Below are 15,512 nucleotides of genomic sequence, written 5' to 3'. Positions count from 1 at the left end.
CTCGCTCACGGCCGGCCGTACGACCACGTCACTCACTCACGGCGAGCCGCACTCCGAACCCCACGATCACCAGGCCGGTCAGCCGGTCGAGGAGCCGCCGGACGGCGGGCGAGCGCAGGATCCCGCCCATCCACGACGCGAACCCGATCAGCAGCGCACTCCACACCAGCCCCTCCACCACGTGCACCCCGGCCAGCGCCAGCCCCATCAGCGCGTGCGGCGCCCCCTCGGGGATGAACTGCGGCAACATCGCCACGTAGAACGCCCCGACCTTCGGGTTGAGCAGGTTCGTCAGCAACCCGCGCCGCAGCCCCTCGCCGAATCGCAGCTCCTCCTGCCGATGATCCTCGTCGAGCTGCTCAAGCCGCCTGGTCAGCAGCATGCGCACGCCCATCCACACCAGGTACGCCGCTCCGGCCCAGCGCAGCACGTCGTAGGCCAGTTGCGAGGCGGCCAGCAGCGCCGACAGCCCGGCGGCGGTCAGAACGCCCCAGCAGAGCGTCCCGAGCTGGATGCCCGAGGTCACGCCCCAGGCCGGCCGCCGGCCGCCCAGCAGGGACGTACGCAGGATCAGGGCCGTGTCGAGGCCGGGCGTCAGCGTGAGCAGGGCGACCACGGCGGCGAACGACCAAATTGATCCTGCGATGTCCATGAACGCGAGGCTACAGCAGGCTTTTCAGGGGATGAGGAGCAGTTTCCCGGTCGTGCGGCGGGCGGCCAGATCCTCGTGCGCCTGCCGCGCGTCGGCCAGCGCGTAACGGTGGGAGATGTTGATCGTGAGCTGCCCCGCCGTGATCCACCCGAACAGGTCGGCGGCCCGCTGCAGCAGCTCCTCCCGTTCGGCGATGTAGTGGACCAGCGTGGGCCGGGTGAGGAAGAGCGAGCCCTGCTTGTTGAGCGTCTGCGGGTCGAACGGCGGCACGGGGCCGCTGGCGGCGCCGTACAGGGCCATCAGGCCGCGCGGGCGCAACGCCACCAGCCCGCCCTCGAACGTGGACCTGCCCACCCCGTCGTACACCACGTCGATCCGGCCGCTCAGCGCCTCGGCGAAGTCCTCGTACCGCAGCACCTCGTCCGCACCCGCCGCCCTGGCCAGCTTCTCCTTCTCTTCGGTGGAGACCGTGGTGTAGACCTTGGCGCCCTTGAGCTTGGCGAGCTGGATCAGCAGCTGCCCCATGCCGCCGGCTCCGGCGTGCACGAGCACCTGGTCGCCCGCCTTGACCTCGTGCGTGGAGTGGGTCAGGTAGTGGGCCGTCATCCCCTGCAACATCGCCGCCGCCGCCACCTCGGCCGGCACCCCCTCCGGCACCGGCACCACCCGGTGCGCCGGCACCACGGCCTTCTCGGCGTAACTGCCGAGCACGTTCGCCCACGCGACGGTGTCACCCACGGCGACGCCCGACACCCCGGGCCCGACGGCCGTCACGGTGCCCGCGCCCTCGGAGCCGATGGGGGTGGGGAGGGGGAGGGGGTAGGCGCCTGAGCGGTGGTAGATGTCGATGAAGTTCACGCCGCCGGCGGCCACGTCGATCACTAGCTCGCCGTCGCCGGGGACGGGGTCGGGGCGTTCGACGTACTCGAGAACCTCGGGGCCGCCTGGGGCGGAGACGATGATGGCATGCATGGTCCTAGTCAACTCCTCCCCTCAGGACCAATGCCACCCGGGCGGCCCTCCACCGCCTCCTCGGCCGGGCCCCTCGCGGGGTTCGGCCCGTGCGGTCCTGTGCCGTGTCTCGGCCGGTCGTCTTGCGGGCCTTGGCCTGTGCGGTCCTGTGCCGTGTCTCGGCCGGTCGTCTTGGGGACCTTGGCTCGTGCGGTCCTGAGCCGTCTTTCGGCCGGCCGCCTGGTGGGTCCTCAGCCCGCGCGGCCCGGCGGCAGCCTCGCCGGCTGCGCCTCCTGAACTCGGGCTCGCACAGCAGCCCGGCACCATGCGCTCCACCGGCCCCACGCCCATGCGTCGCCTGGTCGTGCTGGGGAAGCGTGGCGACGTCCGCGAGTGCGGCGGTCAGGACGGCTGGAGCTCATCGAAGAGGGCGAGGGCTTCGGCCGGATCCGGGCTCACGAGGCGCTCCAGCCCCGCCGCCGTCATCTTCGCGTACCGACCGGCCCGCGCCCACATCCCCTCCTCGAAAGCCCGCACAGCCTCATCCAGCCCACCGGAACCGGATGCGGCGGCGACGACGGCCTCGGCCAGCTCGGCCCCTTCCAGCATCGCGAGATTCGCGCCCACCCCCAAGGGCGGCATCAGATGCGCGGCGTCCCCGAGCAACGTCACCCCGGGCACGTGCGCCCAGGTGTGCCCCACAGGCAGGACGTAATGCGGGCGGTGAGCGAAGGCGGTGCCGTGACGGAGAAGATCGAGGACGGGCGCGGCCCAGCCGTCGTACAAGGCCAGCAAGCTCGACCGCACAGCCTCGACATCATCCAGATCCAGCCGCGCGCGCCCATCCCGCCCTTCAACCCGCTCCACCTCCAGCTGCCGCTCCGCGTCCAGCTGCCGGCCGAGGCCCAGCTGCCGCTCCGCGTCCAGCTGCCGGCCGAGGCCCAGCTGCCGCTCCGCGTCCAGCTGCCGGCCGAGGCCCAGCTGCCGCTCCACCTCCAGCTGCCGGCCCAGGCCCAAATGCCGCTCCAGGTCCGTGTGCCAGTCCAGCGGCGCGCGGAACTGCGCGTACACCTTGACGTGCCCACCACTGTTGCGCTGGGCGACGAGGGCACGGTTCACGCCGTACACGGCCATGGAACCGTCCCCGATCAACCGAGCAAGATCGGGATGGCGGGCGTCGACATCGTCCATGGAGGTCTCGACCAGAGTGACGCCGCTGTACCGCGGCACCGCGGACGAGACCGCCGGCCGAACCCGCGACCAGGCCCCATCCGCCCCGACCACGAGATCGAAGGTCTCCTCCCGCCCATCCGCGAACCGAACCAGCACCCCATCCCGCGCCCCCGGCACCACCTCCGCAACACCCCGCCCCCACTGCACGTCGAGCGAGCCGAGCAGCAGGTCACGGAGCTGCCCGCGGTCGATCTCGGGATGCGCCCGCTCCTCCGCCCCCGGCCGCCAATCACGCAGGACGGTCCCGTCGGTGTCGAGGATGCGCATGGCCTGCCCCTCGGGCCGGGACAGCGCCTGGAACTCCGCCAGCAGTCCCGCCTTGGTCAACGCGAGCTGCCCCATCCCTTCGTGCAGGTCCAGCGTGCCGCCGGGGGGACGGGCGTCGGGCCCGGAGTCCCGTTCGAAGACGGTGACGGCTTCGTCATGGCGCTGCAGGACGCGTGCGAAGGTCAGCCCGGCAGGCCCGCCTCCCACTACGGCGATACGATGTCTCATATCGATACACTGTATTGACCGTATGCGCCGTATCGCAACAGTACGATGCATCCCATGACTGTCTGGGATCGGCCGGAGCCACCCGCGCGCCCCGTGCCGCTCGATCGGGAGCGGATCGTCGCCGCCGCCGTCGCGCTGGCCGACGAGGGCGGGCTGGAAGCGGTGTCGTTGCGCAAGGTCGCCGCCAGGCTGGACGCCGGCCCCATGCGCCTGTACGGCTACATCTCCACCAAGGAGGAGCTGTTCGACCTCATGGTGGACGAGGTCTACGCCGAGATCCTGCCCGAGGAGCAACCAGGCGACTGGCGGGAGGCGCTGCGCGTGCACGCCCACCGCACCAGGCAGGCCACCCTCCGCCACGAATGGCTGGCCGACCTGCTCGGCGGTCGCCCCACCCTGGGCCCGAACGCCCTCGCCTCGACCGAGTTCACGCTGGCCGCTCTCGACGGTCTCGCCGACCTCGACACGGTCCGGCGTGCGGTGGAGACCGTCAGCGCCTACGTCACCGGTGCGATCAGACGTGAGATCGCGAACGTACGGGCCGAACGCGCCACGGGGCTGTCCAAGCGCGAGTGGCAGCGCGCCCATGGCCCGCACGTGACGAGGATGCTGGCCACGGGCCGCTTCCCGACGCTGGCCAAGGCCGTGCACGACGGCAGGGAGGTGGACGCCGACGAGTCCTTCACCACTGGCCTGGACTGGGTTCTCGACGCCGTAGCCGCCAAACTCACCCAGCCACCGTCGTGACGCTCACGTTGTCCCTGTGATGTCGGCGGCCGGACTGCGACGCTCACCCGTAACCAGGCGATGTGGGTGGTCGTATTGTGACGCTCATCCGTTTCAGGGTGACGTTAGCGGCCGGATTGTGACGCTCACGTTCCCCGGGCGACGTCCGTGGCGGGACCACGGCACGCACCCCTGGGCCGGCCCGCGCAGGCCAAGCCGGCAGACCCACCACGAGTCGTGCCCCGAATGACTCGCTCTAGGCAGGAAGATCAGGCCCTGCCTCCTGCTCCGCACCCGTGTCGGTCGACACCTGCTGCCGAAGCACGCCACCTCCCTTCCCGTCCCGCTCCACCAGCCAACCGGGCGGCCACTGGTGCTCTACTCCGAGGGCTTGCGGCGTGACGAACGCCCCAGCGAGGTGGACGCTCCGGCCCTGGGAGACCTGACCGAACCAAGCGAGGCTGTTGAAGGCGGCCCCGTCGAAGTAGGCCTCGCCATGGAGGACGGCCCCTTGGAACGAGACGGCGTTGTGGAAGACGACCTCACCGAACCAGGCGTCGCCATGAAGGGTGACCTGGCTGAAATCAGCACCGTTGAGGAAGACAGCCCTGCCGAACCCGGCGCCGTACCGGAAGGTGGCCCCTCGGAACCAGGCGCTGCCGTCGAAGCCGGTCGCCACGAACGAGGCGCCGTCGTGGAAGATCGCGTTGCCGAACGAGGCGGAACCCTCGAAGGTGGCCCCGTCGAACCTGGCGGTGCCGTAGAAGGCGGCCTCGTTGAACAGCGCCTCACTTGCCCGGCACGTAGCGAAGTCGAAGCCGATGAGCGCGGCTGCGGTGAGATCGAGCCGGATGCCAGGCCAGAACGCGTCGGGTGGTGGTGGAAGGCGTTGCCATCCACGTCGCTCAACAAGAGCGGGACGGCGCAGATGAGCGGTCAGAATACGTTGGGCGGTCAGCCGGACCTGCCGCTCCTCACGCGGATCACGCCCATGGATCCGGCCACCCCCGCCGCCCATCACCCCACCAGGAACGGCCTCCCCTGCGCTCACCACATCACCCGCAAAGGCCTCTCCTGCGCCGGCTACGGTCAGCCCTGCGCCCGTCACGGCCGGCCCTGCGCCCGTCACGGCCGGCCCTGTGCCCGTCGTAGCGCCGGATGCGGTAGGTTCTCCGCCCGTCACAGCGTCAGAAGCGATCGACCTTCCGCCCGGCACAGTGCGGGGCCCGCCTTGCCCTCCGCCTTCCTGCCCTTCATCCCTCGGCGGCGTGTACGGCATGCGCAGATAGGCGCTGATCACGTCCACGATCCGTTGCCTCAGCGCGGGGTTGTTCTCGGCGAGCTGTTCCAGGGCGTAGAGCCCGCCGAGCCGGACCGGGGCCGCGTCGCTGCCGAGTTGCTCCACCGCCTTGCCGTAGCGGTCGGTGTCGTGGCCGCGTTCGCCGAGTTGGAAGGTGCGCCGGGCGGTGTCGGCGTTGCGGGCCGTGTAGTAGACCGCGGCCAGCGCCGCCAGGCCGGTGGCGACTGCGAGGGCGCGACCGCGGACCGCGTCCACAGCGGCTGCCAGTTTCTCGCCGGACAGGCCGGTCACCCCGTCGACATGCGTCAGCCACCAGGCGGCGCCCGGGCCGAGCAGCCAGCCCATCGCTGCGACGAGCACCACGGCGGTGAGGGTGACCACGATCGAGAGAGGCTTCATGAAGGTCCTCTCGGAAGCTGGATCTCGCGGGTTTTCTCAACTTTGGCGGCTGGCGGGTGAGAAGGCCCGGAGTTTTCGGCATTTCTCCGGTCGTCGGCTACCGCTCAGTGGTGTCGTGGTCTTCCAAGGCGTCGCTGCTGGTGGTGTGTTGTGTGCGTGATGGCGTTGTCTGCGAGGGTGACCGCTGCTGGTGGGAGGTTGTGCGGGTGCGGGTGGTGTGTTGCCGCCCCCGGAGACGGCCGTTGCCGGCGTTGGGCCGTTCCGGGGTCGGCTGCTGGTGCTGCGGGCGGTGATGGTCAGGTGAGGCGGGCCAGTGCTCCTGCCTCCAGCGCGACCCAGATCGCCCCGTCGGGCCCGACCGTCAGGCCGTGGGGCTCGGCCTTGCCCTGGTCTTCGCCCTCGCCCGGCATGGTGGGCAGCGGATGCTCCTCGATGGCGCCTTCGACGGTGATGCGGCCGACCCGGTTGGCGGCCCATTCGGTGAACCAGAGGGCGCCGTCGGGTCCGGTGATGATCGCGTGTGGGCGCGCGGTCCGGTCGGGGAGCGGATACTCGGTGATTCTGCCCGAGGTGTCGATCCGGCCGATCTGGCCTGCGCCGATCTCGACGAACCAGAGAGCGTCGTCTGGTCCGAGCGTGATGCCTACCGGGGCCGCTCCCTCGGTGGGTAGCGGATACACGGTGACCTCGCCTGTGAGTGAGATGCGGCCGATCGCGTGGCCCTGGTTGAGGGTGAACCAGAGGGCGTTGTCAGGGCCCGCCGTGATGAATGACGGCATGCCGCCCTCCACCGGTACCTCGTACTCGGTCAACGACCCGTCGGGGTCGATTCGCCCGATCTTGGTGGCTTCGAGTTGGGTGAACCACATGGCTCCGTCTGGTCCGGCTGTGATGCCGTACGGGGTGCTCGATCTGTGGATGCCGAGCTGTCCGTCGGCGGTGATGCGGCTGATGCGCCCGCCCTTGTACTCGGTGAACCACATCGCGTCGTCGGGCCCCCTCGTGATCACGGTCGGTAGACCGTCGGCCGGGTCGAGCCGGTGGATCACGGGCTCCTCGCCTGGCACCAGCCTGCCGACGCAGCCCTGGTGGGCGAGTGTGAACCAGATGGCTCCGTCGGTAGCGGTCGCGATGCCGTACGGCGCGCCTGCCTCGATCTTGGTCAGCATGTGTGTCCCCCGATGGTGGTGTTGGTGGTCGTTCTGGTTGGGTGGCGGGCTGCGGTGGTGGAGGTCAGCGGATGCGTCCTTCGATCAGCTCGATCTCGGTGCCGTGGAAGTGGCGGACGAGGGCGCGGTCGTGCGAGACCAGGACGAGCGTGCCCCGGTAGGCGGTGAGGGCCTGCTCCAGCTCCTCGGCCAGGGTGGGTGACAGGTGGTTGGTCGGCTCGTCGAGCAGCAGGACGTCGTGCTCGTGCGCCAGCAGCTTGGCCAGGGCCAGCCTGCGCCGTTGGCCGACCGACAGCGTGCCCACCTTCTGGTCGAGGGTGTGTGCTTGGAAGAGGCCGGTGTTCAGGAGTGCGGCGCGGCGTTCGTCGGCGTAGCCCACGCCGTACGCCTCCAGCACGCTCTGGGCGGGGTCGAACGTCACCTCCTGCGGGAGGTAGCCGACGCGGCAACCGGTCGCCCGCTCGGCCAGGGTGTGCAGCAGGGTGGACTTGCCTGCGCCGTTAGGCCCCCGCACCAGGAGCCGGTCGCCCCTTCCGAGTGTCAGCGACTCGATGCGCAGCCGGTTGTCGATCCGCACGTCACGTAGTTCGAGGAGTGGAGGAGCCGCCGTGCCGGGGAGTGGGGGAGCGGTCATGCCGGGGCGCGGGTGTGCGGCCGTGCCTGGGAGGTGTGCGGCCGTGTCGGGGAGGGGCGTGGGGTCGTGCTGGTCGGCGGGGGAGGTGGACGTGGTGGTGAAGGTGCCTTGGAAGCGGAGGGGGGCCGGCGGGCGGGGGACGGGGTTGGTCTCCAGGCGGCGCAGGCGTTCGTGGGCGTGGCGGACGCGGGTGGCCACCGAGCTCTGGACCCGGCCTGCGTTGCGGTCGTAGGCCATCTTGTTGTTGTCGCGCATGACTCGGCCGGCCGCCACCCGGTGGGCGGTGGTGGCGGCGTAGTCGCGGATCTGGCGGACCTCCTCGCACCAGGACGCGTACGCCTGCTCCCAGCGGGCCCTGGCCGCTGCCTTGGCCGTGCGGAAGCCCTGGTAGCCGCCGCCGAAGCGGGTGGCGGAGCCGTGCTCGACCTCGACGATCGCCGTGGCGACCCGGTCGAGGAAGACGCGGTCGTGCGAGACCACGGCCACCGCGCCCCTGTGCTCGCGCAGCCGGTCTTCGAGCCAGGTCAGGGCGGACTCGTCGAGGTGGTTGGTCGGCTCGTCGAGCAGCAGGACGCTCGGCGCGGCGGCCAGCACGCAGGCCAGGCCGAGGCGGGCCTGCTCGCCGCCCGACAGGCTGGACAGCCGCCGGTCGCGGCCTACGTGGGCCAGGCCCAGGCCGTGGAAGGCGCGGTCGACGCGGGCGTCGGCCTCGTAGCCGCCACGCAGCTCGTACGCCGTGAGCAGCTCACCGTACTCGTCCATGACCTCGTCGGTCAGGGCGGACTCCAGCTCCCGCATCCTGCGCTCCATGGCCCGCAGGCCGGCCAGCGCGGCGTCGACGGCCTGCCGGACGGTGTGGGTCGGCGGCAGGTCGAGCGTCTGGGAGAGGTAGCCGACGTCACCCGTCACCCTGATCTCGCCGTCGTCGGGGTGCTCGACGCCGGCCAGCAGGCGCATCAGGGTGGACTTGCCGGAGCCGTTCTCGCCGACGATGCAGACCCGCTCGCCCGGGCCGACGGACAGGGAGACGCCGGTGAGGACGGCGCGCTCGGCGTAGGACTTGAAGACCTTGTGGAGGCTGATCAGGATGGAGCTCCAATCGCAACTGGGGTAGCGTTAGTGTTACACGGGATCGGGGCTAATGCAACTGGAGTAGTTTTTGGAGACGAGCAGGCGTCCTGGAGGGCGGAGCGCGCGGGTGCGTGACGCCGTGCGGCAGGCCACGCTGGCCGAGCTGGCCGAGCGGGGTTACCAGGGATTGACGGTGGAGAACGTCGCCGAGCGGTCAGGCGTGCACAAGACGACCGTCTACCGGCGCTGGGGCGGCGTCGAGGGGCTGATCGCCGATGCGCTGGCGCTGGCCGCCACCGAGCCGTGGCCCGTGCCCGACACCGGATCGATCGAGGGGGATCTGCGGGGGGTCGTCCAGCTCGTGCGGAGCGGGTTCGCCGATCCGGAGCTGGGGCCGGTGTCGTCGGCGTTCGTGGCGGCGGCCGTTCAGGATGCCGCTGCCGCGCGGGCGCTGCACGGGTTCTTCGCGGCCAGGCACGAGCAGTCGGCCGAGGTGGTGCGGCGGGCGGTCGCGCGGGGGCAGTTGCCCGAGGTCATCGATGCGAGTGAGGTGATCAGGGTGGCGGTCGCGCCCGTGTACTACCGGCTGTTCGTGGCGCACGAGCCGGTGAGCGAGCGTGACGCCGACCGCGCCGCCGACGCGGCGCTGGCCGCCGCCCGCGCAGGTGTCCTGTAGGCGGTGGTAGGCCATCAGGGGCCCGCGCAGGTGTCCTGTAGGCGGTGGTAGGCCATCAGGGGCCCGCGCAGGTGTCCTGTAGGCGGTGGTAGGCCATCAGGGGCCCGGGCAGGTGATGGTGGTGGGCGATCAAGGGGCCGCGCAGGCGGCGGCTCCCGTCATGGCGATGGAGACGTCAGGGCTCCACCGTGCCCCGCAACTCGAAGTCGTCGAACGACATCTTCAGCAACGACTTGCGATCCTTGGGCGTCCGCGCGAACAACCCCACATACCCGTTGCCGATCCCGTTAGGATCCTCCACCTCGTGCACCTGCTCCCCGTTCACCCACATGGTGAGCCGCACCGCGGACCCGGACTGCTCACACGACGCCGTCATGCGCGCCTTGCCCGTCAGCCCCTCCACCTTGACCGGTTGCGCCAGAGTGCTGCCCGCCCCGTCGAAGATGCGCCGGATCCTGGCCTGCCCGGTCGTGTCGAGCCCGAACTCGTAGTACGTCCCGTCCTCGGCCGCGTGGCAGTAGAGCCCGTACTCGCCCACCCCGGTGGCCTTCCTGACCTCGCTGGTGATGCTGACCAGGACGGTCTCCGGCATCATCGGCGTGGGCGAGGCCGACGCGTCGGGCGTGGTGGTCGGCTTGGCGATCAGGAAGGGCGCGGGCGCCTGGGCCCAGTTCTCCTCGTCGTACGGCTCGACGTCCAGCCCGTACGTGCCGTCCGTGCGGTAGCCGTAGCTGCTCGACACCGAGGCGTCGTACGTGCCGCTCCAGCCCCCTGACGTCTGCGTGAAGTCCTCGGCGTAGAGCAGGTTCAGCTCCGGCGGGCCGCTCGGCCGCAGCACGGCCCAGGCGCCCACGCCCACGGTCACCAGGAGGGCCACGGCCGCCGCCAGCCCCGCGTACAGCCGCCCTCGCCGCTGCCCCGGGACCGGCGCGGGCACGGACGTGTAGGGGGTGGTCGACCAGGCCGCTTGTACGGTGTGCGCGGCCTGCTCCGGTGCGGCCGCCCGCCCGACGAGGTGGTCGAGCAGTTGCTGCGCGGTGGGCCGGGTGGCCGGGTCCTTGCGCAGCGCCGCCGCGACCAGCTCGCGCAGGCCGGGCTCGACGGCGTCGAGTTTCGGCTCGGTGTTGAGCACCTGGTAGACGATGGCGGGCAGGGTGTCGCCGCCGAACGGGGCCCGCCCGCTGGCCGCGAACGCCACCAGGCAGCCCCAGGAGAAGACGTCGCAGGCGGGGGAGACCGGGTCGCCCCGCAGCACCTCGGGAGCCATGTAGCGGGGCGTGCCGACCAGCTCGCCGGTGCCGGTGACGCCGCCGAGCGTGTCGAGCGCCCGCGCGATGCCGAAGTCGATCACGCGCGGGCCGACGGGCGACAGCAGCACGTTCGACGGCTTGAGGTCGCGGTGCACGACCCCGGCCGCGTGGATGGCGGTGAGCGCGGTGGCCACGCTGACGGCCAGCGCGTCGAGGCTGGAGCCGCGCAGGGGGCCCGACTGGCGTACGGCCGCGTCGAGGTTCGGGCCGGGGACGTACTCGGTGACCACGTAGAGCTGGTCGCCGTCGAGCGCGGCCTCCAGGACGGCGGCCGTGCAGAACCTGCGCACCCGCCGGGCCGCGTCCGCCTCCCTGCGGAAGCGCATGCGGAACTGCTCGTGCTGGCTCAGCTCGGGGTTGATCACCTTGACGGCGACCCGTTGCCCGGCGGGGTCCTCGGCGAGATGCACCGTGCCCATCCCGCCTCGCCCCAGCACGCCAAGCAGCTTGTAGCGCCCGATCCGGGAGGTATCACCGCTCACGGCGCGCTAGCTTACCGATACGAGGCTTCCCGCAGCAGATTCGGCGGGAAGACGCTCCTACGGTGGCGGCCTCAGACGCGGATGCGGCTGAGCGACGGCAACCCCGTCTCCGGTGACGCCACCAGCACCCTGCACCCCGCCGCCCGGGCCGCCGCGATCCCCGCCGGACTGTCCTCGATGGCCACGCACCGCGAGGGCACGGCTCCGAGCCGCCTGGCCGCCTCCAGGTACGGATCCGGCCAGGGCTTGCCCCGCTCGGTGTCCTCGTTGGCGATCACCAGGTCGAACACGTGCCCCAGCCGAGGCAGCACCAGCTCCACGATGCTCCGCGGCGAGGCGCTGACCAGGGCGGTGGGGATGGCGCTCGCGGCCAGCCCGGCCAGCAGCTCGGGCGCCCCCGGCACGACCGTCAGGTCCCGTTCGACGCGTTCGGCGAAGGCCGCGGTGAGCGGGCCGGTCAGCTCGGGGGAGCCGAGGTGCACGGCCACGTCCTCGATCGTGCGCCCGTGGACGAAGGGGACGTCCGCGTCGGTGAGCGGACGCCCCGCGACGGAGGCGACGGCCTGCCACCACAGCCCTTCGGTGTCCACCAGGGTCCCGTCCATGTCGAGCAGGACGGCCGCCGGGTCAGACGGCATCGGCGGCCACGACGGGGGCGGGGACGGTGACCGTGCGGGCCGCCACGAGGACGGGCCGCTCCACCAGGCGCACCACGACGCGCGCGCCGACGCCGAGCCTGGCCGCCTCGTGGCCGGGCACGTCCGCGAGCACCTCGCCGCCCTCCACGGAGAGCCGCAGCCGTACGGAGGCGCCGCGGAACGAGGCCGCCAGCACCTCGGACGGCCCGTCGTCGGCCGGGACGACCCGCACCGCCTCCGGACGGATCAGCACGTCCACGGACGGATCATCCGGAACGGGCCCGTCCACCGGAAGGAGCTGGCCGAGCACCGTCACCTGGTCGCCGGAGACCCGCCCGGCCAGGTGGTTCATGGTGCCGACGAACTCCGCCACGAACGGCGTGGCAGGCCGGTCGTACACCTCGGCGGGCGCCCCGACCTGCTCCAGCCGCCCCTCGCGCAGCACCGCCACCCGGTCCGCGACCGACAGGGCCTCCTCCTGGTCGTGGGTGACGAAGACGGTGGTGATGCCCAGGTCGAGCTGGAGGCGGCGGATCTCCTCGCGCAGCGCGACCCGTACCTTGGCGTCCAGCGCCGACAGCGGCTCGTCCAGCAGCAGCACGCGCGGCTCCAGGGCGAGCGCGCGGGCCAGCGCGACGCGCTGCTGCTGGCCGCCGGAGAGCTGGTGCGGGTAGCGGTCGGCGTGCGCAGGCAGGCCGACGAGCTCCAGCAGCTCGTCCGCCCTGGCCCGCCTGGTGGCCACGGGCACCTTGCGGACGCGCAGGCCGAAGGCGACGTTGTCGCGGGCGTTCAGGTTGGGGAACAGGGAGTAGGACTGGAAGACCATGCCCGCGTCCCGCTTGTTGGCGGGGACGTTCGTCACGTCCTTGCCGTCCACCAGCACGGCCCCGGAGTCCGGCCGCTCGAACCCGGCCACGCACCGCAGCGCCGTCGTCTTGCCGCAGCCCGAGGGGCCGAGCAGGGCGACGAACTCGCCGGGCGCGATGACCAGGTCCAGGCCGTCCAGCGCGACCGTCTTGCCGAACGTCCGCCGCAGCGCCCGGAACTCCACCGATGCGGTCATTTCCCCTTCTCCCTACTGAAGACCGTGGACACGGCCAGCAAGAGCAGCCAGATGAGCAGCAGGCTCAGGATCGACACCGCGACGGAGAGCTGCCCCTTGGAGCCCGACACGGTCACGATCCACACCGCGAACGGCTCGTAGCCGAGCAGGCTCGCCACGGTGTACTCGCCCAGCACCAGCGCCAGCGTCAGGAACGACGCACTGGCCAGCGCGGAGCGGAGGTTGGGCACGACGACGCGCACCAGCACGTACGGCCACGACGCCCCGAGGTTGCGGGCCGCCTCGACCAGCGTGCGCACGTCCATCGTGCGCAGCCCGGCGTCCAGCGACCGGTACACGAACGGCAGCACCAGCACCACGTACGCCAGCACCAGCACCACGGGGAACGCCGGGTCCTGCACGGCGATCAGCGTGGCCCACAACGGCGTCGGCGCCAGCAGGTCGGTGCCCTCGCGCAGCGCCGTGCCGATCCCCACGACGAACGTGATCGGCGGCACGATCAGCGGCAACGTGCACAGCACCTCCATCACCACGCGCAGCCCCGGCGCGAACAGCCGCACGGCCAGCATCGCCGGCAGCGTCAGCAGCAGCACCAGCACGATCGTGGCCACCGCGAGCCCGAGCGACAGCGACAGCGACCGGACGAAGCCCTCGGCCGTGAGCAGCTCGCCGTAGGCCGACAGCGACACGCCGGCCGTCGGGGTGTGGACGGTGTACCAGAAGGACGTGCCGAGCGGGATCAGGAAGTAGGCGGCGGCCAGCAGGAGCACCACCCCGCGCCACCAGGCCCGCGGGGGGCGCTCGGCGGCGGCGCCCGAGACGCGCTCCAGGCCGGTCAGTGCAGCCATCGGGAGGTCCTCCTCTGCAGCGGCAGGTAGATCGCCATCACCAGCCCGGCCACCACCACCATGTCGAGGCTTAGCGCCATCGCGATGTTCTCGTAGCCGATCAGCACGTCGCCGGTCAGCGCGCTGGCGATCTTGAGGGTGACGAGCGGGACGACGGTGCCGACCATGGCGTTGGCGGTGGCGTACGCCGAGAAGGACGAGCCGAACAGCAGCACCACCCCGCCCAGCATGGCCGGGGCCAGCACTGGCAGCCCGACGAAGCGCCAGTAGTGCCAGGCGGTGGCCCCGTTGTTGGCCGCCGCCTCGCGCCACTGCGGGCGCAGCCCGTCCAGCGCGGGCGCCATGACCAGCACCATCAGCGGGATCGAGAAGTACAGGTAGACCACGACCAGCCCCCAGAACGTGTACAGGGAGCCGGAGGGCAGCCCTACCAGGCCGCTGACCACGCCGGAGTTGCCGAGCGTGGCGATCCAGAAGAACGCCAGCGGCACCCCGCCGAAGTTGGCCAGCACGCCGGACGCGGTCAGCACGGCCTCTCGCAGCAGCCGGGAGCGCGAGGCCACCACCGCGTACGCGAGCAGGGTGCCGATGACGGCGCCCAGCACCGCCACCACGGCCGACAGCCGCACGCTGCCGATCATGGCGGTGAGGTAGCCGCCCTGCAGGCTCTGCGTCAGGTTGGCCAGGCTCGGCCGCCCCTGCGCCGTGAACGCCCCCGCCACCAGCACGAGGGCGGGGACGCCGAACACGAGCGCGAAGAACACCAGCAGCGGCAGCGCCCCCAGCCGGCCCTTGGACGATCGGGAGCGGGTCATCCCGAGATCGCGGTGTCCCAGCCGGCGGCCAGCTTGGCCTTGGCGGCGTCCACCTGCTCGGTCGTCGGGAACGCGGGCTCGCCCTCGACCGCGGGCAGGTTGGCGGCCAGCGCCTGGTCCACGGTGCCGTCGGCGGTCATCGCGGGCAGCAGGACGGGCCGGGCGAAGCCCTTGAGGTAGAGGTTCTGGCCCTCGGCGCTGTAGAGGTACTCCTGCCAGAGGCGGGCGGCGGCCGGGTGCGGGGCGTCCTTGTTGACGGCCTGGGCGTACATCTGGAAGTACTTGCCGTCGGACGGCACGTTCACCTTCCAGTCGATGCCCTTGGCGGTGAGCTGGGGCGCGTAGGCGGCGTTGTTGTAGTCCCAGTCGATGCTGATCTTGGTCTCGCCGTTCTCGATGGTGGCGGGCGTGGTCTCGACCGGGTTGTAGTTGCCGGCGTCCTTGAGCTTCTTGAAGAAGTCGATGCCGGGCTGGATGTCGTCGAAGGAGCCGCCGTTGGCGATGGCGGCGGCGTACACGCCGGCGAAGGCCGAGCCGGACTCGGTCGGGTTGCCGTTCATCGCGACCTGGCCCTTGTACTCGGGCTTGAGCAGGTCGGCGAAGCTCGTCGGGCAGGTCTTGATCTTCTTGGCGTCGCAGCCGATGGAGACGTAGCCGCCGTAGTCGTTGACCCACAGCCCCGTCGGCTCCTTCTGGCCCTCGGGGATCTTGTCGAACGCCTGCACCTTGTACGGCGCGAACAGCCCCTCCTTGGCCCCGCTGATCGCGAACGACTGGCCCAGGTCGAGCACGTCGGGGGCGCGGTCCTGGCCCTTGCGCGTCTTGACGGCGTTGATCTCGTCGGCGCTGGCCGCGTCGGGGGTCTCGCTCTCGATCTTGATGCCGTACTTGGCCTGGAACTTCTCGATGATCTCGCCGTAGTTCGCCCAGTCGGGCGGCAGGGCGATGACGTGCAGCTGCCCCTCCTTCTTGGCGGCCTCGACCAGCTTGTCGAGCCCGCCGAAGTCGGCGGCGGACGTGGCGGTGGCCGCGTTCACCCCGCCTTGCGAG

14 protein-coding genes are annotated in these 15,512 nt (G+C 71.5%); 2 read left to right on the top strand and 12 right to left on the bottom strand.

Annotated features, from left to right (window positions below):
* Positions 1-28: 28 nt before the first annotated feature.
* The 3 genes from LCN96_RS44255 to LCN96_RS44245 all read right to left on the bottom strand — a co-directional run bounded on the left by LCN96_RS44255 (position 29) and on the right by LCN96_RS44245 (position 3,331).
* Positions 29-616 (bottom strand): LysE family translocator, encoded by a 588-nt coding sequence (locus LCN96_RS44255; RefSeq protein ID WP_225268379.1) that lies wholly within the window; start codon positions 614-616, stop codon positions 29-31.
* 60 nt (positions 617-676) lie between these two features.
* The gene (locus LCN96_RS44250) at positions 677-1,624 is read right to left on the bottom strand and encodes a quinone oxidoreductase family protein (RefSeq protein ID WP_225268378.1); all 948 of its coding nucleotides are present in this window, start codon (positions 1,622-1,624) and stop codon (positions 677-679) included.
* A 381-nt stretch (positions 1,625-2,005) separates the two neighbouring features.
* The gene (locus LCN96_RS44245) at positions 2,006-3,331 is read right to left on the bottom strand and encodes an FAD-dependent oxidoreductase (protein WP_225268377.1); all 1,326 of its coding nucleotides are present in this window, start codon (positions 3,329-3,331) and stop codon (positions 2,006-2,008) included.
* A 54-nt stretch (positions 3,332-3,385) separates the two neighbouring features.
* Here LCN96_RS44245 and LCN96_RS44240 point away from each other — a divergent pair, with 54 nt between their 5' ends.
* Complete coding sequence (locus LCN96_RS44240; protein ID WP_225268376.1) at positions 3,386-4,078, top strand: TetR/AcrR family transcriptional regulator; 693 nt, start codon at positions 3,386-3,388, stop codon at positions 4,076-4,078.
* A gap of 235 nt (positions 4,079-4,313) precedes the next feature.
* Here LCN96_RS44240 and LCN96_RS44235 read toward each other — a convergent pair whose 3' ends face one another.
* The 3 genes from LCN96_RS44235 to LCN96_RS44225 form a co-directional block, all read right to left on the bottom strand.
* Complete coding sequence (locus LCN96_RS44235; protein WP_225268375.1) at positions 4,314-5,756, bottom strand: pentapeptide repeat-containing protein; 1,443 nt, start codon at positions 5,754-5,756, stop codon at positions 4,314-4,316.
* A 296-nt stretch (positions 5,757-6,052) separates the two neighbouring features.
* The gene (locus tag LCN96_RS44230; protein WP_225268374.1) at positions 6,053-6,925 is read right to left on the bottom strand and encodes a Vgb family protein; all 873 of its coding nucleotides are present in this window, start codon (positions 6,923-6,925) and stop codon (positions 6,053-6,055) included.
* Between the two features lie 64 nt (positions 6,926-6,989).
* The gene (locus LCN96_RS44225; RefSeq protein ID WP_404823992.1) at positions 6,990-8,642 is read right to left on the bottom strand and encodes an ABC-F family ATP-binding cassette domain-containing protein; all 1,653 of its coding nucleotides are present in this window, start codon (positions 8,640-8,642) and stop codon (positions 6,990-6,992) included.
* 115 nt (positions 8,643-8,757) lie between these two features.
* On the opposite strand from LCN96_RS44225, the gene LCN96_RS44220 reads away from it, so the two are divergent.
* Entirely contained in the window at positions 8,758-9,306 is a 549-nt protein-coding gene (locus LCN96_RS44220) for a TetR/AcrR family transcriptional regulator (protein WP_225268373.1), read from the top strand.
* 175 nt (positions 9,307-9,481) lie between these two features.
* Here LCN96_RS44220 and LCN96_RS44215 read toward each other — a convergent pair whose 3' ends face one another.
* The 6 genes from LCN96_RS44215 to LCN96_RS44190 all read right to left on the bottom strand — a co-directional run bounded on the left by LCN96_RS44215 (position 9,482) and on the right by LCN96_RS44190 (position 15,499).
* On the bottom strand, positions 9,482-11,098 hold the full coding sequence (locus LCN96_RS44215; protein ID WP_225268372.1) for a serine/threonine-protein kinase: 1,617 nt from the start codon (positions 11,096-11,098) through the stop codon (positions 9,482-9,484).
* A 71-nt stretch (positions 11,099-11,169) separates the two neighbouring features.
* Entirely contained in the window at positions 11,170-11,736 is a 567-nt protein-coding gene (locus LCN96_RS44210; RefSeq protein WP_225268371.1) for an HAD family hydrolase, read from the bottom strand.
* Positions 11,726-12,799 carry an ABC transporter ATP-binding protein gene (locus LCN96_RS44205; protein ID WP_225268370.1) on the bottom strand — a complete coding sequence of 358 codons (1,074 nt, stop codon included), beginning with the start codon at positions 12,797-12,799 and terminating at the stop codon, positions 11,726-11,728. The genes LCN96_RS44210 and LCN96_RS44205 overlap by 11 nt, the downstream gene beginning before the upstream one ends.
* The gene (locus LCN96_RS44200) at positions 12,796-13,647 is read right to left on the bottom strand and encodes an ABC transporter permease (protein WP_225268369.1); all 852 of its coding nucleotides are present in this window, start codon (positions 13,645-13,647) and stop codon (positions 12,796-12,798) included. The genes LCN96_RS44205 and LCN96_RS44200 overlap by 4 nt, the downstream gene beginning before the upstream one ends.
* Positions 13,635-14,462 (bottom strand): ABC transporter permease, encoded by an 828-nt coding sequence (locus tag LCN96_RS44195; RefSeq protein WP_225268368.1) that lies wholly within the window; start codon positions 14,460-14,462, stop codon positions 13,635-13,637. The genes LCN96_RS44200 and LCN96_RS44195 overlap by 13 nt, the downstream gene beginning before the upstream one ends.
* On the bottom strand, positions 14,459-15,499 hold the full coding sequence (locus tag LCN96_RS44190; RefSeq protein ID WP_225268367.1) for an ABC transporter substrate-binding protein: 1,041 nt from the start codon (positions 15,497-15,499) through the stop codon (positions 14,459-14,461). Before LCN96_RS44190 ends, LCN96_RS44195 begins: the two co-directional genes overlap by 4 nt.
* Positions 15,500-15,512 lie beyond the last annotated feature (13 nt).

Origin of the sequence: Nonomuraea gerenzanensis (assembly GCF_020215645.1) — a bacterium.
GTDB lineage: Bacteria > Actinomycetota > Actinomycetes > Streptosporangiales > Streptosporangiaceae > Nonomuraea > Nonomuraea gerenzanensis.
Note: the sequence above shows the minus strand (reverse complement) of the source record. Positions and strands in the feature narration are given on the sequence as shown.